This window comes from Pseudomonas sp. LARHCG127 (genome assembly GCF_052871455.1).
Window position 1 is genome coordinate 49,489 of the sequence record NZ_JBIXJT010000011.1, and the last position, 23,374, is coordinate 72,862.

At 59.9% G+C, this 23,374-nt stretch carries 17 protein-coding genes; all 17 read right to left on the reverse strand.

Features of this window, described 5'->3' with window-relative positions; translation table 11 throughout:
- Positions 1 to 36: 36 nt before the first annotated feature.
- A complete protein-coding gene (locus tag ACIPQ1_RS19145; protein WP_003199076.1) occupies positions 37 to 1,512 on the reverse strand; it encodes a sigma-54 dependent transcriptional regulator in 1,476 nt (491 codons plus the stop codon).
- A gap of 170 nt (positions 1,513 to 1,682) precedes the next feature.
- A complete protein-coding gene (locus tag ACIPQ1_RS19150) occupies positions 1,683 to 1,979 on the reverse strand; it encodes a flagellar protein FliT (RefSeq protein ID WP_411386816.1) in 297 nt (98 codons plus the stop codon).
- A gap of 11 nt (positions 1,980 to 1,990) precedes the next feature.
- On the reverse strand, positions 1,991 to 2,386 hold the full coding sequence (gene fliS, locus ACIPQ1_RS19155; protein ID WP_250961952.1) for a flagellar export chaperone FliS: 396 nt from the start codon (positions 2,384 to 2,386) through the stop codon (positions 1,991 to 1,993).
- A 133-nt stretch (positions 2,387 to 2,519) separates the two neighbouring features.
- On the reverse strand, positions 2,520 to 3,950 hold the full coding sequence (gene fliD, locus ACIPQ1_RS19160) for a flagellar filament capping protein FliD (protein ID WP_411386815.1): 1,431 nt from the start codon (positions 3,948 to 3,950) through the stop codon (positions 2,520 to 2,522).
- Between the two features lie 81 nt (positions 3,951 to 4,031).
- Positions 4,032 to 4,397, reverse strand: a complete 366-nt coding sequence (locus tag ACIPQ1_RS19165) for a flagellar protein FlaG (protein ID WP_411386814.1) — start codon at positions 4,395 to 4,397, stop codon at positions 4,032 to 4,034.
- Between the two features lie 72 nt (positions 4,398 to 4,469).
- The gene (locus ACIPQ1_RS19170) at positions 4,470 to 5,318 is read right to left on the reverse strand and encodes a flagellin domain-containing protein (protein ID WP_411386813.1); all 849 of its coding nucleotides are present in this window, start codon (positions 5,316 to 5,318) and stop codon (positions 4,470 to 4,472) included.
- 278 nt (positions 5,319 to 5,596) lie between these two features.
- Entirely contained in the window at positions 5,597 to 6,523 is a 927-nt protein-coding gene (locus ACIPQ1_RS19175; protein ID WP_411387478.1) for a ketoacyl-ACP synthase III, read from the reverse strand.
- A 409-nt stretch (positions 6,524 to 6,932) separates the two neighbouring features.
- Complete coding sequence (locus ACIPQ1_RS19180) at positions 6,933 to 9,827, reverse strand: TIGR00180 family glycosyltransferase (protein ID WP_411386812.1); 2,895 nt, start codon at positions 9,825 to 9,827, stop codon at positions 6,933 to 6,935.
- A 62-nt stretch (positions 9,828 to 9,889) separates the two neighbouring features.
- Positions 9,890 to 13,477, reverse strand: coding sequence for a glycosyltransferase (locus ACIPQ1_RS19185; RefSeq protein WP_411387477.1), 3,588 nt, complete (start codon positions 13,475 to 13,477; stop codon positions 9,890 to 9,892).
- A 109-nt stretch (positions 13,478 to 13,586) separates the two neighbouring features.
- Positions 13,587 to 15,152 carry a flagellar hook-associated protein 3 gene (locus ACIPQ1_RS19190; RefSeq protein WP_411386811.1) on the reverse strand — a complete coding sequence of 522 codons (1,566 nt, stop codon included), beginning with the start codon at positions 15,150 to 15,152 and terminating at the stop codon, positions 13,587 to 13,589.
- Positions 15,153 to 15,165: 13 nt separating this feature from the next.
- Positions 15,166 to 17,232, reverse strand: coding sequence for a flagellar hook-associated protein FlgK (gene flgK / locus ACIPQ1_RS19195; protein WP_446534612.1), 2,067 nt, complete (start codon positions 17,230 to 17,232; stop codon positions 15,166 to 15,168).
- A gap of 10 nt (positions 17,233 to 17,242) precedes the next feature.
- A complete protein-coding gene (gene flgJ / locus ACIPQ1_RS19200) occupies positions 17,243 to 18,550 on the reverse strand; it encodes a flagellar assembly peptidoglycan hydrolase FlgJ (protein WP_446534613.1) in 1,308 nt (435 codons plus the stop codon).
- Between the two features lie 11 nt (positions 18,551 to 18,561).
- Positions 18,562 to 19,632: a flagellar basal body P-ring protein FlgI gene (locus ACIPQ1_RS19205; RefSeq protein ID WP_161798353.1), complete on the reverse strand. Its 1,071-nt coding sequence runs from the start codon at positions 19,630 to 19,632 to the stop codon at positions 18,562 to 18,564.
- Between the two features lie 45 nt (positions 19,633 to 19,677).
- Positions 19,678 to 20,373, reverse strand: coding sequence for a flagellar basal body L-ring protein FlgH (gene flgH / locus ACIPQ1_RS19210; RefSeq protein WP_411386808.1), 696 nt, complete (start codon positions 20,371 to 20,373; stop codon positions 19,678 to 19,680).
- Between the two features lie 67 nt (positions 20,374 to 20,440).
- The gene (flgG, locus tag ACIPQ1_RS19215; protein WP_053120245.1) at positions 20,441 to 21,226 is read right to left on the reverse strand and encodes a flagellar basal-body rod protein FlgG; all 786 of its coding nucleotides are present in this window, start codon (positions 21,224 to 21,226) and stop codon (positions 20,441 to 20,443) included.
- A gap of 49 nt (positions 21,227 to 21,275) precedes the next feature.
- Complete coding sequence (locus tag ACIPQ1_RS19220; RefSeq protein ID WP_186704642.1) at positions 21,276 to 22,013, reverse strand: flagellar basal body rod protein FlgF; 738 nt, start codon at positions 22,011 to 22,013, stop codon at positions 21,276 to 21,278.
- Between the two features lie 166 nt (positions 22,014 to 22,179).
- Positions 22,180 to 23,337 carry a dTDP-4-amino-4,6-dideoxygalactose transaminase gene (rffA, locus tag ACIPQ1_RS19225; protein ID WP_434705382.1) on the reverse strand — a complete coding sequence of 386 codons (1,158 nt, stop codon included), beginning with the start codon at positions 23,335 to 23,337 and terminating at the stop codon, positions 22,180 to 22,182.
- Positions 23,338 to 23,374 lie beyond the last annotated feature (37 nt).

Genomic DNA, 23,374 nt, shown 5'->3' on the forward strand with positions numbered 1-23,374 from the left:
AAACCGCCTGAAAATCAGGCGGTTGGAAAACAGGCGTCAATCATCCGCCTGTTCATCTCCTTCGCGACGGCTCATGCCGTACTTGCGCATCTTCTCCACCAAGGTGGTACGGCGGATGCGCAGGCGTTCCGCCGCGCGGGCCACGATGCCGTTGGCATCGTCCAGGGCCTGCTGGATCAGCCCTTGTTCAAGGCCTCCCAGGTAATCCTTGAGGTCCAAGCCTTCGGGCGGCAACAAGGCATTGGCGGTGAAGTCCGGCGTGTGGCCGTTGATCGCCACCCGTTCTTCCAGGTCGCTGCGCAGGCTGTCGACCATTTGCTCGTCTTCATCGTCGACGTAGCGGAATTTCTTCGGCAGTTCGTTCACGCCGATCACCCCGTACGGGTGCATGATCGCCATGCGCTCCACCAGGTTGGCCAACTCACGAACGTTGCCCGGCCAGCCATGGCGGCACAGGGACATGATCGCCGCCGAGTTGAAGCGGATCGAACCGCGCTTTTCGTGCTCCATACGCGAGATCAGCTCGTTCATCAGCAACGGGATGTCTTCGACGCGCTCACGCAGTGGCGCCATCTCGATCGGGAAAACGTTGAGGCGGTAATAGAGATCTTCGCGGAAACTGCCGACCTCGATCATGCTTTCAAGGTTCTTGTGCGTGGCGGCAATGATGCGCACATCGACGCTCTGGGTCTTGTTGCTGCCCACGCGCTCGAAGGTGCGTTCCTGCAGGACGCGCAACAGCTTGACCTGCATCGGCAGCGGCATGTCGCCGATTTCGTCGAGAAACAGCGTGCCGCCGTTGGCCAGTTCGAAACGCCCGGCGCGGCTGGTGATTGCACCCGTGAATGCACCCTTCTCATGACCAAACAGTTCGCTCTCCAGCAACTCGGCCGGGATCGCGCCACAGTTGACCGGCACGAACGGCGCTTCGCGGCGCTTGGAGTGATAATGCAGGTTGCGCGCAACCACTTCCTTGCCGGTACCCGATTCGCCCAGGATCAGTACGCTGGCGTCGGTGTCGGCGACCTGCTGCATCATCTGGCGCACATGCTGGATCGCCCGGCTGGTGCCGACGAGGCTGCGGAACAGGTTGGGTTCGCGATGCCGGCCACGCTCGCGGGCCTGATCGTACATCTCGCGGTAAACCTGGGCGCGATGCAGCGAATCGAGCAGCTTGCTGTAGCTGGGCGGCATTTCGAGGGTGGAAAGTACCCGGCGACGCTGGTCCTCAGGCAAGTCAAGGGAAGAATTTTCGCCCATTAACAAAACCGGAAGGAACTCATCCCAGGTTGAGAGTGTCTTTAGCAAGCCCAAAAGCGTTGCGGGAGCATTTACGGTCCCGATAAGGACACAAATGACTTCACGACTGGACGACAATGAGCCGACGGCCTGCTGCCAGTCATGGCTTCCGCAGGGTAAATTTTCTTCGCCAAGAAAATTCAGGATCACCGCCAGGTCGCGGCGGCGGACGCTATCGTCATCGATCAGGAGAATTTTGGTTTCACGCCACATGCAATAGCAACTTCCCTAGTCAACCCAATGCCCAAAAATTAGGGGGCAAGCTAGACGCTTGCAGACTTGTTATGCCTGTAGACGCCTGAAATCTGTAAACAGTTACTAGTTAAGTCAAAAAACCGTGCACAGTCAAATTTATGGCGCAACGGATTCGGATTAACTGAGCATTAACCGAACAGATGGTAAACCTTTGCAGCGTTCTGTGCTTGATGGATCTGCTGCATCTCATCGACGATCGCCTGACGCTCTCCCGTCGCCGCCTCCAGCAATTGCCGATACACCCCCAGCAATTCCTCAAGATTGATCCGCAACGCCGCCTCGTCCACCTGAGGCTCACCCAGGACGTCTTCCATGCAGGAACGGCACGCCAGGTCCAATTGACCGATGGCCTCCCAGTTTCGCTCGGCCAAGGCATCGACCAAGGCGTCACGGGTTTTTTCGATTCGCTGCAGGACAAGACTCATGAGAGCACTCCTTAGAATTGCGGACCAGGTGCGGCAATGGCGTCCCAGCCTTCCTTGACCGTGCGAAGCAGATCGGCGACTTCGTCGAGGATCTTCGGATCGGCCTTGACGTTGGCTTCGGCCAGACGTTTCATCATGTAAGCGTAAAGAGCATCCAATTCAGCGACCGACTCGGCCTGGTTTTCCAGGTCCAGGCCTTCACGCAAACCACCGACAATGCCGATGGCCTTGCTGATCAGAATGCCTCTGCTTGCAATATCCTTGCGCTCCATCGCGCCCTTGGCCTGGGCAATACGGTCCAACCCGCCTTCCATGAGCATCTGCACAAGACGATGGGGACTGGCTTCGGAGGTTTGCGCCTGGGCGCCAATCTTCTGGTATTGGCGAAGGGCCAACATCGGATTCATGTTCTACCTCATCAAAAAACTTCGGTTCGTATAAACAGCGTATCGACGCTGCGCCAAAAAACTTTAGACCGAAAAGCCGAAAGCCCGGAGCGTTGTCAAAACGTTGCCGGGCTTTTTTTGCATCGCTGAAAAATCAGCTGTTTCTCTGTTGCGCCGTCATTGCCTCGAACATCGAAGTGATGTTGCTGGCAGTGGCCTTCAGCTTGCCGACCAGGGTGTCCATATCGTTGTACTTTTTAGTCAGCACAGCGGTCAGGGTCTCGACCCGACGATCCAGAGCCTCCTGATCGCTCTTCAGGCGGGTCTGGGTCCTGGTCAGCGTCGTGGTCCGCTGATCCAGGATACCACCCCTCTCGCTGAAGGGTTCGATCGCCTTGCCCATGCGTTCCAGCAGGCCGTTGGTGCCCGTGAACAACGTCTGGACTTCACCGCTGAGCTTTTTATCGCTCATCGCTGCGCTGAATTTGACGCCATCGAAGGTCAACGCACCCGTCTTTTGATCGGTGGTAACACCCAACTGGGCCAGCGACGTCAGCGCGTCGCCAGCGCCGGTTTCAGACAAGGGCGTTCGAATCGTCGCCAGCAGCGAGCGGGGCAACGCATCGCCGGTCAATTTTGCCGGCACCGTCAACTTCCCATCGGCATCGAGCGACGGCTTGGTCAGTGCGGTAATGCTATTGGCGACCGCGTTATAGGCATCGACAAATTTCTGGATCGAGGCCTTCAAGCCATCATTGTTCGGCGCCACGGTAACGGTTGAAGTGCCGCCGTCCGCTACTCCGAGCAGATTCAACGTCAGCCCGGAGATTGCCGTGCTGACTGTATTGCTCTTGCTGGTCAGCAGCATGCCATCGACTGTGAAGCTGGCATCTTTGGCCAGGGCACCGATGGCGCCCGCCGAAGAAGCCGTCAACGCAGTATTGTTGGCACCCACAACGTTCGTGCCATCGATCTCCAGCCCCGCAATACCACTCACCGAAATATCGGAGCCTGCGCCGGTCGTGGTCGAACCCAGCACCAGGCGCGAACCGAAGGAGTCGGTGATGATGTTCGCACTGACACCGGCCGCCTTGAGCGACGAGTCGGCGTTGATCGCGTCGCGAACCGATTGCAAGGTGGAGCCATCCGGCACATTGAGGTTGTAGTTGTTCCCCCCCTGCGAGATGGTCATCGTACCCGTGGGAATGGCACTGGTCGTACCACCCGCGAAGGCCGCCGAAGTGACCTTGGACGCAGTGGCCAGGTTGGTGACTTTGATGGCGTAAGTGCCATTCACCGCCGTGTTACTGGCGGTAGCCGTGAGAACGCCGGGAGCTGAAGATGTCGCAGCAAAACCCGAGAATTGCGGGGTCGTTGTGCTGGACAAGTCCTTCATGGCGGTATTGAAAGCTGCCAACAACGACTTCAGGGTACCCACCCCGGAGATACTGTTGGTAGTCGTCGTCGTCGCTCGGGTGATCTGACCTTGCTTGGCGGCCTTGTCGGAATCGACCAGCGCCTTGACGATAGCGCCGGTATCAAGGCCGGAGCCTAGACCCAAGCCAGGTAGAATTGGACTTGCCATGTGGGACTCCCTTCAGTATGTCGCCGGCCTTTTGGCCTTTACACGCCCAAAAGAACATAACAACAAAATTCGTGCCGATTGTCAGGCTTCGGCGCTGAACAACAAGCTGTTTGCATCATTCAAACTGTTGGCCAGTTTCAGGACTTCTTCGTTCGGAATCTGGCGAATCACTTCACCGGAACCACTGGCAATCACTTTGACCACTACTTTGCCTGAAGGCTCGTCAATAGAGAACTCCAGATTGCGCTTGACCGACTGGACGAACTTCTCGATTTCCTGAACGGCTTTCTTGAGTTTGTCCTGCTCGGCGGCAGCGTCTTTAGGTGCTTCCTTGACCGGGGTCACGGTAGCAACCTCGGCTCGAGGCTTCTCCACGGGCTTGTCGGCCACGGTAGGTGCCGGCTTCGCCGCTGGATAAGACAAGTTCAGCTTCACGCTCATATCCATGTCCATCACCTCTTGAACGGAAAAAGCGAGAGAGCACGCAAGCGCACTCCCCCGCTAAAACTCATCCGGCTATTACTGAAGCAGCTTCAGTACAGCGGATGGCAGTTGGTTGGCCTGGGCCAGAACCGAGGTAGACGCTTGCTGCAGAGTCTGCTGCTTGGTCAGTTGTGCAGTTTCAGCAGCGAAGTCGGTGTCTTGTACGCGACCCAGTGCAGCACTGGCGTTTTCGTTGATGTTCTGCAGGTTGGAAATGGTGCTGGCGAAACGGTTTTGTGCAGCACCGAGGTCGGCACGAGCACTGTTGATGGTGTCGATCGCACTGGTGATTGCGTCCATCGCCGATGCGAAGTTGGTTTCAGCAACAGCGCTGTCGGAACCAACGATGGTGATTGCCGAGTCAACACCCAGGGCTGCAGCGTCGAAGCTGGCGCTCAAAGTCAGGGAGATCTGGTTGTCAGCACCGGTGTTCGAACCGACCTGGAACGTCATGGTGCTGGCGGTACCGTCGAGCAGGTTCTTGCCGTTCAGGTTGGTGCTGTTGGCGATACGGGTCAGTTCGTCGCTCATCTGCGAGAACTCTTTGTTCAGAGCGATACGGTCATCTGCGCTGTTGCTATCGTTACGGGACTGGATGGCCAGTTCACGCATACGTTGCAGAATGTTGGTCTGCTCTTGCATCGCGCCTTCAGCGGTCTGCGCCATGGAGATACCGTCGTTGGCGTTTTTGATCGCCATGGTCTGACCGCGGATTTGCGAGGTCATACGGGTAGCGATCTGCAGGCCGGCGGCGTCGTCTTTGGCGCTGTTGATTTTCAGGCCGGAAGACAGGCGAGTCATCGAAGTGGAGAGAGCGTCGGAAGCACGGTTGAGGTTCTTCTGAACGTTCAGCGATGTGGTGTTGGTGTTTACTGTTAAAGCCATGACGAATTCCTCGTTGGTTGGGTACTGCGGCTTCCGGCCCTTGGCAACCGCCGGGGTGTGGCCTAGAGAACCTTCGTAATAGTTATCGTCGGATTAGGAACTTGCTTGAGGGCTTTTTTCAAAAAATTTGCTAGCAGACTGCCACCCCTTGCAAAACAAGGCTTTAGCGGCGAGTAAAAGCCCGAAAAATGGCGTCAAGAAAGCGCAGGAGAGAGGTGCGGGCAAAAAAATAGCGCCACAGGCCAGCCTGAAGCGCTATCGAGAAGAACGTGAATGGGTCAATCGCGATACAGAATCGCCGAGCCCCACGACAGGCCCACACCAAAACCACTGATTGCCACGCGCTTCCAGTCAGCATCCAGGACGTGCTTTTCCAGCAGCAGCGGAATGCTCGACGACACGGTATTGCCGGTCTCGACCATGTCCTTGATGAACTTCTCAGGCTCGCCCTCGAAACGCCGCGCCACGGCATCGACAATTGCCGCACTGCCCTGGTGGATGCAGAACGCATCGATGTCACTGGGTTGCAACGACGACTCGGCCAGCAGTTCGTGCAAATGAGCCGGTACTTTCAGCAAAGCGAAGTTGAACACCTGACGACCGTTCATGAAAAACACTCCGTCGCTGACCTTCAGGTGCGGCGCACCGGAACCGTCGGTGCCGAACTTGGCCTTGCCCAACTGCCAGCTGGCGTCTTCGGCCATCCAAGTGGCGGTGGCGGCATCGCCGAACAGCATGGTGGTGTTGCGGTCCTCAGGGTCGACGATTTTCGAATACGGATCGGCGGTGACCAGCAACCCGTTCTTCAGCCCTGCGGCCTCCATGAACCCTTTCAGGGCGTAGATGCCGTATACGTAGCCCGAGCAGCCCAGCGAGATATCGAACGCCGCCACATGGGTCGGCAGGCCGAGCTTGTCCTGCACGATGGCGGCCGTGTGCGGCAGCCCCTCTTCGTCACCGTTCTGAGTGACGACGATCAGCGCGTCGATGGATTCACGCGACAACTGCGGATTGTTGGCGAACAGTGCGTTCACTGCTTCGACACACAGGTCCGAGGTTTCCTGGTCAGCGTCTTTGCGCGGCAGGAACGCTGAACCAATCTTGCCGAGGATGAATTCTTCATCCTTCTCGAATTTGGCACCCTGAGCGTAGTTATCCACACCAGCGGTCGGCACATAACTCGCTATGCTTTTTATGCCAATCATCATGGCTTCCCGATCATGTACTGCGACTAGGTTCACCCCCAAAAGCTCAGGGGGCGCTTCAAAATGGTTGATTTCCAAGGGCGGACGCCTTGTCAGGCGAACGGACAGGCCTCCACTCCGGGGAATACAATACAGTGAAGATGCACTTTATGACCTATGCGTCACGCCGTTTTGTTCTGGAGGGGCATTTTTTCATGACAAACGAAGCCGTGTCATTTCCCACAAAGGGATTGGACACCGGAAAGAAATCTCGGGGATGGCAGCGTAATACGGGAACGAAGCCGGCAGGTTTTCACCTGCCGGCTTCGTCAATGAAAGCCCCGCAAGGCGATGAATGTTGTTCACTCAAGGCAATCGCCACAATGATCAGGCCAGTCTTGAGTGGACAGCATTACCGCAAGGCGACAGGTTAGTTCAGCAAGCCGGTCCAGGGTACGTTGCGCACCGGTCCCAGAGCGAAACCCGCGCCCTGCAACGCCAGGTTGCCGTTGTAGAACCGATCCTGGGCGAATGCCCCGGCCCACTTCTCACGCAGTGCCGTAAGCGCTTCAGGCGTACTCGCCAGCACACCGGGCTGGATCACCTGCACATGCGGCGTCCACACCGTCAAATAACCGGCCTGGTCAACTCTCAGGCAGAGGTCGACGTCACCCAGGGCATCGTCGAACAGTCCTGTATCAATGCCGTCAGCCGCTTCGAACAGTTGCTTGGAGATCATCAGGCAGGCGAAAGAAACCGCCGAACAGTTCTGCTCGACCACCAGCCTGTTCATGTAGCCCCTGGCGGTCTTCGGCTCGCCGATGAAGGCCGAGCCGACTTCGTCATTCAGACCCAGGATCAGGCCGGCCTGGGTGATGCGCCCATCACGTTCGACCAGCTTGGCGCCGACCACGCCCACTTCCGGACGCAACGCCTGATTGAGCAGCGATTCGATCCAGTTGACGTTGACCACTTCGCTGTCGGCTGCCAGTGTCACCAGATAGTCGCCCTTGGCCTCCTGGCTGGCAGCGTTGATCAAAGTCCCCGTCGCGACGCCCGCGTCGATATTCAATAACCGAACGCGACTGGCCTGGTGCCCCTGGCCATCGAGCCAGGTGCGCAGTACGGAATGGTTTTCCGTCCCGGTGGGGACCAGTACTTCGTAACGCTGATATCGGGTGCGCTGCAGTACGCTGAGCAGGCAACGTTGTAGCGTCGTCAGATCGCCAATACCGTGCAGGATGATCGACACCTGGGGGCGCTCGGCAAAGCGGTAGTCGATTTTGTGCGTGCCCGGCACAACTGCACTCACGTCAGCTTGATAACCACGAACCGCCAGGTGACGCAGCAAGGTCTTGCGCTCGTCGGCATTGTCTTCCACTGGCGCCGCCTGGCAAGTCAGCAGAGGCTCATCCAAGTGGGCAAGCCCCTCCAGGCCGTCCTGCTCGATCAAACGCAACAGCAGGTCGAACTCCAGCGCATTTTTGAACTCGCGCGAATAACCGCCGAGCTTTACCAACGTCTCGCGGCGTACCAGCCAATGACGGGCCATCAAGGCCGGGGCGTTTTGCAGCAAGTCAAGGTTGAACCCTGGCCGGAAGACATTGGCCAGCGTCCCGTCGGGCTGGCGCTGGAACTCGTCCATTGCCACGGCCTGGCACTGCGGTGCGGCCAGCAGTTCCACACTCGCGCGAAACAGGCCGCTGGGTGTCAATTCATCGCCGGCCTCGACCATGACCATCCAATCGCAATCGCTTTGACTGACAACCTGGTTGATTTTGTCGACGTAATTGCTTTCGTTGACTTTGACGAAATGCAGGACGCTTTGTGGCGTGGTCTCGCTCGGCAGGTCACCCGTGGTGAACACAACAATCTTGAACATCCGGCAATAGCCATTGATCACGCTGTCGAAGGTGGCCTGCATCTTGAAGATGTCGGCTTCCAGATCCAGGATCAAAATGCCAAACGTCGGCCCCCCGTTGCGAGCAGCCAGGTACTTCGACACTTTCTGGGCTTCACTGGCGCTCGGTTCACGCGCCTCGAGCCAGCGCAGCAATTGACCGGAGCGCGTGGCGTCGAACAACCTCGCGGTATTTTCAAATGCCGCTGCCTTGAGCCGTTGTTCCCAGGCCTGAATCATTTGCACGTAGCGCGTGTCACCCTTTGCCTGCATGACCTCATGCAGTTGCTTTACCAGATCCTGGTTGAAGGCATAGCTCAGGAAAGCCCTCGCCAGTTGTTGATCAAGCGGCTCGGCGCTGGTGTTGCGCTGGGGACGAGTCAGCTCCTTCTGCTTGAGCATGACGGCTTCGAGCTCCTTCAACTGCACCTGCCCGCTTGGCGCCGCATGAAGCAGGAATTCCAGCGCGGTGAGCACGTCAAAAAAAGACTGGTTATAGAACGGCAACTCAACGTATTGCGTCGGTTCGAAACGCCGAACCGGTTCGCCACGCCGCGAATCCCAGATCGACTCGAACAGTTTTCCGGGCTGCGGCACCGAACGCTCGTCCAGCTTCTTGACAATGGCCTTGGCCTGTTCCCGCGCCGTGGTGTCCGTGCCGAAGGCACTGGCCAAGGCCGTGGCAAAACGTTCCTGTTCAGCGACCGCACGCAAGTCCACGGAGCCAGGCGCCGTGGTGACCGAGCCCTGCGGCTTCGCCACGCGACTGCGCTCCTGCACACCATAGGGGACGTCCAGCAAGCGAACTCGTGCAGCGGCTACCAATCCATAGGAATGGCCGGCCTCCTGCAGCCGAGAATCAAAACCGCCGGGCAACGAAGCGTTGCTGTGCCGCAGGGTCTCGGTGCGGGTGACGGCATTCACCAGCGACGGGCAATCCTCGGCAAACATGGCCAGCCGGGCTTCGGCCGATAGGCCGGAATAATCCTCGCAGCCCTTGCGATCGAGCACGTAATAATCGACACGGTCGGCATGGGCCTCGAATGCCAGGCTGTAGCCTTGGCAGGCACCGTATTCTGCGTGTGCTTCGAGGAAACTCACCGCTTGTTCGAGCGCTTGGGGCAGCAGGAAACTCTCGGCATCGGCAATCGCCAGGTAAGGCGTGGCGACTCGCTCGACAGCCTGGCGAACCTTGTCGCCGAAACCAATGGCCGTGGGCGCATACAAATATTGCACTTCAGGGAACGCTGCCGGGATATCCGCAGCGATCTGGCTCGATGAGTCGATCACCAGCACCGCGAACGAACTGTCGCGGTAGTGGCGCAACGCCCGCCGCAGGGCAGTCGGCTGGTCATGAGCGAGCAGCACCAGGGTAAACCGTTCATTCAATGGCGCAGTCGATCCTGTTGGGGCATTGCTTTGCATATTCGTTCCTTAACGAGTGGGGGTCGCATCGGCGATACCGGGAGTTTCGCGGTTGAAACTCATCAATCCGGTAGCCAACCATTGGCCCAGTACTGCAGGTTATCGCCGCGCAAGATAAAGTCGCGCAGCACCACTTCACGTAATTCGTCGCCCATCCGGTAACTGGCAATCGGATCCGCCAGGTGCATGCGGATGGCCTCCAGCCATTCTTCGGTGCTGTTGGTGAGGACCCGGGTACAAGGCAGGTGCCCCCGGTAAGCCTCGGTATCCGAACAGATGACCGGATAGCCGCACGCACCGTATTCCAGCAGGCGAAGGTTGCTTTTGCAGTCGTTGAATATATGAAATTCCAGCGGCGCCAAGGCCAGGTCGAGATTCAGGCTGGCCAGCTTCGCCGGATAATCCGCCAGGCTCACGCCTGGGTGAAACTCATGGATATAGGGCTTGAGCAAATCCGGACACATGCCGAAGAAAACCCATTCGACTTCGTCGGCCAATTCCCGAACGACATCGACAATAAGCTCCAGGTCGCCACGGTGGCTGGTGCCGCCCCCCCAACCGATACGCGGCTTGCTGGAGGTTGCACGCCGGCTTCTGAGTTGGTTCCACAGGCTGGCAGCCAGCATGTTCGGCACCACGCGGATATCGTGGTGCATGCTCGACAAGACGTCCGCCAGCGGATGGGTGGACACCACGACCCGATCACACAGGGCGATCCCTCGGCGCAACATGTCATCAAGGTTGTCCGGCATGTTGCGGCGGTGTTCGTTTTTTTCCGGGACCCGGGAGATGTAGTCATCCAATTCATAGATGCGCATGGCGTTGGAGTAAGTCTTGACTTGAGTGATGTCCTTGAACTTACTCACGTTATAGCGACCCTGAAGGATGACCACATCCGGTGACTGGCGCTCGATGTCGATGATCGAGGGCGTATCGTAGGCCACACGCCCCACGACTCGACCCGCCGCTTCCAGTTCGAACAACGGTTGGCTGACCCGGTAATGCCCCACCGCCGAGGTATTGACCGCCATCCCGAGGATCGAAGGGACGTTGCGGGTGATCAACGGATTCCAGCCGGTGCGGGGTCCGGGCTCAAGACTGAAGCTTTTCCCGGTCAGGCTCAGGTTACGGTTGTAGGCAGGATCGTTGGCGATCTTGGGCAACCAGCGCTGATAGAATGCCTCTTGTTCGTGCTCCAGCCGCTGCTTCCACGCAGGATCAGCACTGGTTTCCACGCCGGACGCGGACGCCAGCACGACATCACTGTGAGGCGTGGTGACGATCAGGTAGCCGTTTTTACCGACCTGCTGGCAGAGCTCCAGCGAGTTGATCCGCTGTATCGTAATGCTCTGATCGAACCCGCCCACTTCCTTCAGAACCTGCTTGCGTATCAACAGGCAGTGATCACCGACGGCGCTCCAGTTCTGCACCGTCTGCAAGCGTTGCATGTAGCCGCCCGATGTCACCGATTCGTTGACGAAAGCCCTGCCCGCCAACCCACCCATTCCCATGATCACGCCGGAGTCGATGACTCGGCCTTGCAGGTTGAGTGTACGAGGGCCGACGATGCCGACCTCAGGACGTTGACCCTGATTGAGCAGTTCGTCCAGCCAGGCGGCCTCAAGCACGATGCAATTGGGGCTGAGCAACAACAGGTATTCGCCGCGGGCCTGTTGCGCGGCGAAGTTGCGGATCACCGCTTCGCTGGCACTTTCGGAATGCGCGAATATGCGCAACTTTTCACTGCCCAGCTCGGCCATTGCCCGCAGCCAATGCTGCAACTCGGCATCTTCACTGGCGTTATCGACAATGATGATTTCGTAGTGTGGATACGCAGTCGTACTGATCAGGCTGTTGACGCAACGCTCCAGCGCGCCCAGGCCATCCTTGACGCTGATGATGATCGACACCAGGGGGCGCTCGGCGAACAGGTATTCAATGCGCGGAATCAACGCCAGCAGCGGCCCAGGGTGCAGCTGGTGCGGCACGCCAATACGCTGTAGATGAGCGCCAATCAATTCGGCGTTTCGCTCGATGACTTTCGGCAACGACAGCCATTGGGCGAACGAAAACGTCGACTCGACCTGGACTTCCGGAATGTGGCCAATGACCTGCGGCCCATCCGTTTCCACCAGCCGCCAGATCAAGTCATGGGGTGCCAGCTCGCCCAGGCTCGGATCGAATCCACCCGAGGCCAGGAATCGGGCACGCTCGAAAGCCAGTGTCCGACCGACATAGGGATAACCGCGCATCAGGTCGAGATTGAAGTCGGGCTTGAAGATCGGCTCCACCGCCTTGTCATCCACCAGCGCACCTTCATCGCTGTAGAGGCAGGCAGCAGCCGGCGAGCTGACAATCCGATCGGCCATGATCAGCAGCGCTGACTCGGTCAAGCGATCGCCGGCTCGCAGCAGGTAGAACCAGTCGGCACCGTCCAGTTGAGGCAACAGCCCGTTGAGCTGCTGCGCCCAGTCCGCCTGCAGGCCAAGGCGCAGGACGTGATTGTCCACAGCCTGGCGACCATTGGACAACAGCAGCACCGATTCGCAGGCATAGGCTTGGGCAGCGATACTCTGCAGGGTAATGTCCAACGCATAAGGATCGTCCTGCTCGTCGATGATGACGGGAACGATCTTCGGTCGATAAGCCCAGCGGGCGATCTGCCGGGACAAGACTTGCTTGCGCGATGGACTGAAACGGCGACAGGCCAACCACTGCGGGTAGAGGTCTGCGTAGCTCTCGATGTCAGTGCCGACTTGCGAGTTGATGATGCCCTGCCGATTCGCAATGACCGCGTAGGCGTTGAGTTCTTCCCATTCGGGCGCCCCAGGCTCCCTGGGCTGCCCCAGTGGCTGGTAACGCACCCAGCCGCTGGCGGGCGCCGGATCGCCACTGCGCTGGGCGAGCATTTCCTTGAGCCAAGTCATCTCCACCGTGGCCGCCTCGAGCATCTTGGCCTGACGCGCCAGGCGATCCGGATGCAAGCGCTGGCCGCTTCCCTCGGCGAACAGTTGAACCAGGTGACCCCGGCGCAACAGGCAGATGAACAAGGCAAAATCGAGGACCGCCTCGAAGCCTTCGCCAGGCCGCGCCAGCGCCGGCAACAAGGCCTCGACATCGGCGCGGCGCATCAACGCGCCACTCAAACCGCCGAGAAGTTGACGGGCGCTCTTTTCAAAATACGCCAGCATGTCGGTACCGTTGAACAACGCATCGAACTGCGTGATGCCAGTGTTTTCAAGGCGGACCGGCAAGGCATAGTTATCGACATCGATTAGATGATGCCTGTTGATCACCAGCGATACGTGCGCATGCTCCTGCAGGATGGCCGCCTGTTGACTGACGCAGAACGCCAGCAACTGGTCGTCATCGCACAGAAACTTGATGAACTCGCCCCGGGACTCTTCCAGACAGCGCAACAGGTTCTGCTGGAACCCCAGCCGAGTCGGGTTGCGCAGGTAACGCACCTCAACCTTGGCGTTCGCGCCAAGCTCCTGGACAATCTGCTCGATGCCATCGGTGCGGCAATCGTCGCAGATGACAATCTCCAGGTTCTCGTAGGTCTGCTCGAGCGCGCTTAGCAAGGCGAGGCGGAAAAAGCGTGGGCGGTACGCGGGGATGGCAATGCTGACAAGAGGAGCTGATTTCACACGCATGGCTCTCAACCGGTGGGCGCCAACTCGGGCGAGAGCAGGACGTCCTGAATCGTATTAGGAACGGGTCAGGGACCGCTTATAGCGTCACGGTCCCGGCCCTGAATCACACTTTATTGAACAGGCCCAATTGAGCGATCTTGCTGAACGCCAACTGCGACGCTTGAAGCATAGTCTGCTGCAAAGTCAGGCGCGTCATCACTTCGGCCGGGTCGGAGTCACGTATCGCCGACTGGGTCTGCGAGTTGGCCAGGACAAAGCTTTGATTGGTATCGCTTTGGGTATCGAGCGACTGGCCGCGACCACCGACTGAACTCAGTGCACTGGTCAAGTGGTCGGTACCACTGGCCAGGTTACCGATCGCCGAAGCCAGTGACGCATTCAGTTTCTGGATGGCGATGTTGTCGCCATTGGCCGGCGTATTCAAAGCAGTGCGCAACTGGTTGACGGTGTCCAGGATGTTCTGCGTCTCGTGGGTATTGACCGCGATGCTGAACTGATCGTTGGCCGCCGGCGCGCCATTGAGTGTGAAACTCACACCCGATGCGGTGGCGACGTTGCCTGCAAGGGTACCGCTGGAGACGGGTTTGCTGTCCGCGGTCAGTGGCGCGGCGTACAGGTCGAAGTCCGTGGCACTGGTAAACTTCAGTACTGCCGAGCTCGTCGGGAAGCTGGCGTGGTAGGCCGCTGGATCGGTAATTGCGCTGCCCGTGATTTGGGTCGCGGTGGTGTTGCCAGGGCTGCGAGCCGGTGTGAACGAATCAGGTTTGGCGGCCAGGGTGAAGGTATGGCCGGGCAAGATCGTGCCGGCAACATCACCCGCATGAAGGTTGACGTTCAAGGTCAAGTCGACGCCGCGAAAGCTCACGGTCTGGCCGGCCTGGCTGTTGGGATCAATAGTCCCGCCCTTGCTGGCTTCGGCAGTCACATCGTTGCCGCCCGAGTCGGTGATTTTCAACTGGGTGCCGCTGACGAATTCCACCGTGTACGGCTCGCCACCGCGGAACTGGCTGTTGTAACTGACGCTGGACGAGACTTGGCCGTTGGTCAGCACTACGCGACCATCATCCACCGCAGGCGCGGTCATGGTGACTTGGGTGCGACTGGTGTTGACCGCTTGCTGGAACACTTCCCAGCCAGTGCTGTTGGTGGCCATCGACATGGTGTCGCCAATCGGCAGGTCCAGGGTGACCTGGTCGCCGTTGTAGCTGTAGGTGCCGTCATCGTTGCGGGTGAACGGTACGACATCGCCCTTGGAGCCGGCAAAGATGTATTTGCCGTTTTCATCCTTGGTGTTCATCAGGCTCAGCAGTTGATCTTCGATCGAGCCCAATTCCGAGGCGACCGCTTGACGGTCTGCGTCGGTGTAGGCGGCGTTGCCGGCACTCACGGCCAATTCCTTGGCGCGCTGCAGCACGTTGCCGATGCTGGTCATGACCGCTTCGGTGGTGCCCAGGGTGGCCTTGATGGTGGTGACGTTGGCTTCGTACTGGGACAGCATCGAAGCCTGGTTGCCCAATTGGAGCAGACGCGAAGCACCCACCGGATCATCCGCGGCGGTGTTCACGCGCACCAGGCTGCTGGCTTCCTCGCTGGTCTTGACCACCTTGGCGAAGTTTTTCTGGTAGTTCGCAGCCGTGCTTTCGTAGAACTGAGAAGTAGAAATGCGCATGGGCTACGGCTCCTTAAAGACTGTTGATCAATGTGCTGAAGATTTGTTGCGCCGCCTTGATGATCTGCGAAGACGCGGTGTAGTACTGCTGGAACTTGACCAGGTTGCCGGTTTCTTCATCCAGGTCCACACCCGACAATGAGTCGCGGGCGTTCTTGGCATTGTCCAGGATCGCACCGGTAGCGGCGCTGTCGAGCTTGCCCTGGGCGGCCTTGGCGCCGACGCCTTCCACCAGTTTGCCGTAGGCATCGTTCAGGGAAATGCCTTTGCTGGCGGAGTCGGTGTCGACGGTCTTGGCGGTCTGCAAGCCGGCCAGGATCGTACCGTTACGGTTGTCCAGGCTGCCGGGCTGGCTGAGGCTGATGTTGATACCTGAACCTTCGGACGGCGCCCCGGCGATGGACATGTCGAACGCGACGGTGCGCTGCACCGGCGGTACGGACGAATCCAGGATCGGGGCACCGGTGGCATCCTTGAGCGGAACGCTCAGGTTCAACGTGTTGCTCTGGCCGGGCTTGATGGTGCCGCTACTGATCAAGCCGCCCTGGGCATCGAGCAGCCGGTAGGCCTGGCTGGTGCCATCAGTCGAGGTCGCGCCGAACACCACTTTGACCGGCATGGAATTCTTGATGCCGTTCTGGATGATGCTGGTGGTGGCTTCGTCGTAGATGTCCAGCTTCGTCGTCATGGTCGGCTGGCCGGTGGCCGGAATCGTCAGCGTGCCACTGCCGCCTGGCGTGATGGCGGCGCCCAGCGGGGCGGCAATCGCCAGCCGCTTGGAGTCGGTCATCTCGGTCTTGATGCTGCCCGCCGCGTTGCGGGTCGGGGTGATCTTGAACGAATCGCCGGCGGCCGCAGTGCCATGGGCGAAGGTCAGCGAGAAGCCATCGACGACCGGCGCTGGCGTGGTCGTCGTGCTGAACGCGCCCAGCGAGGTGTTATCAGGCAGGCGCTGTACAGTGTAGTTGGTGCCGCTGGTGAAGGTGATCTTGTAGTCGTTGGTGGTCAGCTTGCCGGTGTCTTCGATGGACACGTTGAAGTTGCCGGAGCCTGCGCTGTTGCCCAGCGAGGCGACGCTGCGCTGGCTCATCTGCGCGGCGCTGTTGATGCTGCTGAACAGGTTGGAACCAAACGCACCGTTCTTGTCGATGCCCGAGGCCTGGATGCTGTTCATCTGGTCGGCGACGACCAGGGCCACGCGGCCCAGCTCGTTCATGGCCGGGTCGAGCACGGTGCTGCGGTAGCGCATCAGGCCACCGATCTCGCCACCGGTCATCACCTGGGTGAGGTCCATGACACTGGAGCCGCTGTTGAGCTGGATGCCGATGCGCCCCGGATCGTTCTTGTCCGGCACCGCTTCGAGTTTATTGGTGATGTTGCCCATCACCAGCGGCTGGCCGGAACCGAGGTAGATGTCCAGGCTGCTGCCGTTCTCGACGACTTGGGTGCCGGTGAAGGTCGACAGTTGACGAATGGTTTCGCTGCGCGCGTCGAGCAAATCGTTCGGCGCGCCTCCAGAATTGGAGACTTCGGCGATCTTCTTGTTCAGCTGGGCAACGGTGGTGGCCAGGCTGTTGATCTGGTCAACCATGTTCGACAGGTTGCCGTTGATGTTGTCGTTCTGCGCGGTCAGCTGGCTGGCAACCGAATTGAAACGGTTGCTCAAGGCCTGGGCATCGCTGAGCAGCAACTGGCGGGACGCATCGTCGCCCGGCTTGGCGTTGACGTTCTGCACCGAGGCGAAAAACTTGGTCAGCGCGCCGTTGAGGCCGGTGCCGCTGTCCGACAGCAGCGAGTCAAGCGGCGTGATCTGCCCCTGGTAGGCCGCCGCATCGCTGTTGAGCGAGGTGGTGGTCTTCAGTTGCGCTTCAAGATACGAGTTATACACCCGGCGCACATCGGCCAGGGTCGTGCCGGAACCGATGAACACGTTGCCGTACTGGTTCGACGCCTTGGTGGTCTGCACGGTCTGCTGACGCGAATACCCGGCGGTATCGACGTTGGCGATGTTGTTACCCGTGGTCACCAGTGCGGTCTGGCTTGCGGACAGACCCGACATCCCGATATTGAGCAAACTCATGGTTCAGACCTTATAAAGTCGTGGTGGCACCAGCCGATGCGTAGTTTTGGTAACTCGTCATCTGCCGGGCTATGTTCGAAATCTTGCTGGCGTAGTTCGGGTCGGTGGCGTAACCGGCCTTCTGCAACTCGCGTACAAACTGTTCCGGCTTATCGGCCGACTTCAGCACTTCTTGATAGCGGCTGTTGCTTTGCAGCAGATTGACCAAGTCATGGAAACTGTCGCGGTACGAGGCGTAGGAACGGAACTCGGCCGTCTCCTTGACCATCTCGCCATTGCGGAATTCGCTGGTGATCGCCCGCGCCGAATCGCCCTTCCAATTGGCGCTGGCCTTGATGCCGAACAGGTTGTGGCTGCTGCTGCCATCGGGCTGGCGCATGACCGATTTGCCCCAACCGGTTTCCAAGGCGGCCTGGGCCACCAGGTAACGTGGGTCGACACCGATGCGGTCGGCGGCTTCCTTGGCCATCGGCAGCATGGCATTGACGAATTCATCGGCATCGCGGAAGGCCTTGCGCGCTGGCGCCAGCGGTGGCTGGGCCACGGCGCGACCATAGACCTGCATGTCGCCTTTGGGCTCGGACGCCTTGAGCGCGGCCAGCCAGTCGCCATTGGCCAGTTCGCCGGTGGCCGGCTTGACCGCGGCGATGGCACGATCCGGCAGCAGGTTCTGCGCAGGGGCATCGGCATTGGCCGCTGCCGAAGGCACCAGCCCGGCGAGCAGGCGGTCAGCCAGTTTCGGTGGCAGGGCCAGGCGCCGCTGGTTGAGCAGTTCCATGTCGTTACGGTGGACGCCCTCGGCCCCTTGCGGCGCGCTCACGGCCCGCGAAGCCCACAACGGACGCTGGCCACTGGTACGCGACAACGGCCCATCGGTAGGCAGGGTCCCGGCCGCCACTGGCGTCGGCACTGGTGCCTTGGTGACATTGTCCTGCGCTTCTTGCTGCTTGGCAGCCGACAATGTCGCCGCCTCGCCGGACACCAACGGCTTGTTCTTCGACATCTGGCGCAACAGCACATCGGCCAGGCCGATACCACCGCCTTCGCGGGACATGGAAACGGCCAACTGCTGGTCGTACATTTCCTGGTATTGCTTGGCTTCCGGCGTGTTCATCGGATTGTCCTTGCCCAGGGCCTCGGTGGCCGAACGCATGGACTTGAGCATTTCGCCGAGGAACAGCGACTCGAATTCCTGCGCCACTTTGCGCAGGTTGCCTTCGCTGTTCTTGTCGCCGACCTTGAGCTGGTTCAGGCGATTCAGGTCCGAGTAGGACCCCGAATCCCCGCTGATCAAGGCGCCTTTGCGCATATCCACCATGACCGCTTTCCTTAAATCACGATCAGGTCGGCTTGCAACGCGCCGGCCTGCTTCAAGGCTTCAAGAATGGCCATCAAGTCGCCCGGCGCCGCGCCGACCTGGTTCACCGCCCGAACGATTTCATCCAGGGTCGTGCCCGGGCCGAACTTGAACATCGGCTTGGCTTCCTGTTCGGCATTGACCCGCGAACGCGGGACCACGGCGGTCTGGCCGTTGGACAATGGCCCCGGTTGGCTGACGATCGGGTCTTCGGTGATGGTCACGGTCAGGCTGCCGTGGGTCACGGCGGCCGGGGAAACCTTGACGTTCTGGCCGATCACGATGGTGCCGGTGCGCGAGTTGATGATGACTTTCGCCACCGCCTGGCCCGGATCGACTTCGAGGTTTTCCAGGATCGACAGGTAGTCGACGCGCTGGCTCGGATCCAGTGGTGCGGTGACGCGGATCGAACCACCGTCGATGGCCTGGGCCACGCCTGGGCCAAGCATGTCGTTGATCTTGTCGACGATGCGCTTGGCCGTGGTGAAGTCGGAACGGTTGAGGTTCAGTGTCAGGCTGTTGCCCTGGTTGAAACCGCTCGGCACCGCACGCTCCACCGACGCACCACCCGGGATGCGACCGGCCGACGGAACGTTGACGGTGATCTTCGAACCGTCGCGACCCTCGGCATCGAAACCGCCCACCACCAGGTTGCCCTGGGCGATGGCGTAGACGTTACCGTCGATCCCCTTGAGCGGCGTCAGCAACAAGGTGCCGCCACGCAGGCTCTTGGAGTTACCGATCGACGAAACGGTGATGTCCACCTGCTGGCCGGGCTTGGCGAACGCCGGCAGATCGGCACTGATCGACACCGCCGCGACGTTCTTCAACTGCACGTTGCCGGAGCCGGCCGGCACCTTGATGCCGAACTGCGACAGCATGTTGTTGAACGTCTGCAGGGTGAACGGGGTCTGGGTGGTCTGGTCACCGGTGCCGTTCAGGCCCACGACCAGGCCGTAGCCGATCAACTGGTTGGAACGCACGCCGGAAATGCTGGCGATGTCCTTCAGACGCTCGGCTTGAGCGGTGAAGGCTGCCGACATCACCAGGGCACCGATCAACAGCTGTTTAAGATTCAACTGGGCCACCTAGAAAGGGAACTTCGGGCTGAGGAAGAAACGGTCGAACCAACCTGGCTGACTCGCATCGGCAAAGGCACCAGTGCCCGAATAGGTGATGCGCGCATCGGCCACGCGGGTCGATGGGACAGTGTTGTCGGTGGAAATATCATCGGCGCGAACCATGCCGGCGATGCGCACCAGCTCATCACCCGTGTTGAGGGTCAGCCACTTCTCGCCGCGCACGGCGATGATGCCGTTGGGCAACACATCGGCGACGGTCACGGTGATCGAGCCGGTCAGGCTGTTGCTCTGGCCGGACTGGCTGTCGCCCTTGGTGGCACGGTCGGAACCGTAGCCGGCGTTGAGACTCAGGTCGCCGCCACCGATCGGGTTGTTGGTGGTCAGGCTGGAGCCGAACAGCGAGGTGAGGCCGACGCTGGTCTGGCTGGTCTTGTCGATCTGCGCGTTGGCGTTCTTGCTGGCCTGGGTCCGCTCGTTCAGGGTGATGGTGATGATGTCACCGACCCGGAAGGCCTTGCGGTCGCTATACAGGTTCTGCTCGAAGCCGGCCTGGTAGATCGAGCCATTGTTGGCGGCAGCCGGCAACGGCGTGCGCGGCAACACCGGAGCGTAGTACGGGTCATTGGGCCGTGGCGTTGGCGCAACACAGCCCGCGAGTGCGGTAATCCCACTCAGTGCCAGAACAGATACGAAGCGTTTCATGACCCTACCTCTTGGTGTTGCAGGCGACCCTGGGGCCGCCCTGTCTACGTAATGACGGACGACGCGGTTACAGATTCTGCGTAACGAACGAGAGCATCTGGTCGGCGGTGGAGATCACCTTGGAGTTCATCTCGTAGGCACGCTGGGTGGTGATCATGTTGACCATCTCCTCGACCGTGCTCACGTTGGAGGTTTCCAGGGTGTTCTGCAGCGTGGTACCGAAGCCGTTCAAGCCCGGGGTGCCGACTTGCGGGGCGCCGCTGGCAGCGGTTTCCAGGAACAGGTTGTTGCCCACCGCTTGCAGGCCGGCCGGGTTGATGAAGTCGGCGGTCTGCAGGTTGCCGATGACCTGGGCGGCCGGGTTGCCTGCCACGGTGATGGACACGGTGCCGTCACGGCCCACGGTGAAAGTCTGGGCATCGTTCGGGATGACGATGGCCGGTTCCAGGGCGAAACCGCTGGCGTTGACGATCTGGCCGTTGGAGTCGAGGTGGAAGGTACCGTCACGGGTGTAGGACGTGGTGCCGTCCGGCTGCAGGATCTGGAAGAAACCGCGACCGTCGATGGCCATGTCCAGCGGCTGCTCGGTGGTTTGCAGGCTGCCGGCGTTGAAGTTTTTCTGGGTGCCGACAATGCGCACACCGGTACCCACTTGCAGGCCCGACGGCAATTCGCTGTCCTGGGTCGATTGGGCGCCTGGCTGGCGTTTTACCTGGTAGAGCAAGTCCTGGAACTCGGCGCGATCACGTTTGAAACCCGTGGTCGAGACGTTCGCCAAGTTGTTGGAAATGGTAGAAAGGTTGGTGTCCTGGGCGGACAGACCTGTTTTGGCAACCCAAAGAGCCGGAAGCATTCGATTCTCCTCGTACGCCTGTTTTTCGGCGCGACGCTGTAATTAATAGTTAGATCTGCAAGACCCGAGCCATGGCTTCATCGCCTTCTTTGGCGGTGTTCATCATCTTGACGTGGAGCTCGAACTGCTTGGCCAGGGCCAGCACCGACGTCATTTCATCCACGGCATTGACGTTGCTCGCCTCCTGGAACCCGGAAACCAATTGCACGTTGCCGTCGATGGGCGCCGGCTGGCCGTCCTTGGTCCGGATCGAACCGTCCAGGCCCTTGGTCATGGTCCTGAGGTCCGGGTTGACCAGCTTGATGCGGTCCACTTCCGCCATCACCCGAGGGCCTTCGCCCATGGCACGGATGCTGATGGTGCCGTCCTGGCCGATTTCGATTTTCTGCTCGGGTGGCACGGCGATCGGACCGCCATTGCCCATCACCGGCATGCCATTGCCGGCCCGCAGCACGCCCAGGGCGTCGACATTGAGGCTGCCGGTGCGCACGTAGCTTTCACCGCCATCGGGGTTCTGCACGGCCATCCAGCCCGGCCCGCTGACCGCCACGTCCAGATCGCGACCGGTCTCGATCAGCGCACCCGGGGTGAAGTCGGTGGCAGGACGCTCGGAGAGGGCAAACGCCCGCGCCGGAAAGCTGTCGCCGAACACCGGCATCGAGCGCGCCTGCTCCAGGTCTTTCTGAAAACCATTGGTGGAGATGTTCGCCAGGTTGTTGGCATGGGCCCGCTGCGCCAGTGCGTTCTGGCTGGCGCCGGTCATTGCCACATAAAGGTACTTGTCCACTGTCGTTCCTCTGCATGCCGGACGTTTGCCGCCCACTGCTGTGTTGCACAGCCTTAAGCAATTTGCAGACCAACTTTTTTCTGGCGGGCCCAGGCCTGGAAAACAAAGGGCCTGGGGGATTCAGAGAGCACCGCTCAGTTGTGTCGAAGTCGAAAAACCGGCGGAGTTATGCCGCTAGGTGGCAAGCCGCCAATGCACCGCCGAGCACATCGACCACCCGGTCTTGCTGATCGTTCGTCAAACCGAGCCAGAGCGGCAATCGCAACAGACGCTCGGAATACCCGTCGGTTATTTCCATCGAGCCGTGCACACGCCCATACCGAATTCCGCCGGGCGACGAATGCAGCGGTACGTAGTGGAACACCGCGTAGATGGCGTGGCTCTTGAGTTTTTCAAGAACAACTTGGCGCGCGACACCAGGAGCCAGCAGCACGTAATACATGTGCGCATTGTGCTGGCAATTTTCAGGCACTATTGGACGACGCAACAATCCTTGCAGCTCAAGCTCTGCCAAAGCGCCATGGTAATGATCCCAGATTGCCAAGCGGCGATTGGTGATGGACTGAGCCTCTTCCAACTGGGCCCAGAGGAAGGCTGCCGTAATTTCTCCGGGCAGGAACGAAGAACCCACTTCTTGCCAGGTGTATTTGTCCACCTCGCCCCTGAAGAATCGACTGCGATCGGTGCCTTTTTCGCGGATGATCTCGGCGCGCAATGCCATTGCAGGGTTATTGGCCAGCAAAGCCCCGCCCTCCCCCGAAATCACGTTCTTGGTTTCGTGGAAACTGAACGCCCCAAGGTCGCCGAGGCTGCCCAACGCCCGCCCCTTGTAAGTCGACATCACCCCTTGCGCAGCGTCTTCGACCACCGCCAGACCATGCTTGTGCGCAATCGCCAGGATCGTGTCCATCTCGCAGGCAACGCCGGCATAGTGAACGGGCACGATAGCTTTGGTCCGCGACGTGATTGCCGCCTCGATCAGACGTTCGTCCAGGTTCAAGGTATCAGGCCGTACATCGACGAAAACCGGCACCGCGCCACGCAGCACAAAAGCGTTGGCCGTGGAGACGAAGGTGAACGAAGGCAGGATGACTTCATCGCCAGGCTGGATATCCAGCAGCAAGGCGGCCATTTCCAGCGCAGCGGTACAGGAGTGGGTGAGCAGTGCCTTGTTGCAGCCCGTGTGCGACTCCAGCCAGCGGTGGCATTGCTTGGTGAACGGACCATCACCGGCGAGCATGTTGCCGAATTTGGCCTGGGCAATGTAGTCCAGCTCCTTGCCGGTCATGTACGGGCGGTTGAAGAATATCGTTTCTTTGCTCATTGCGAACTTCCCTGGGCGGGCATGGTAGTGAGTAGCA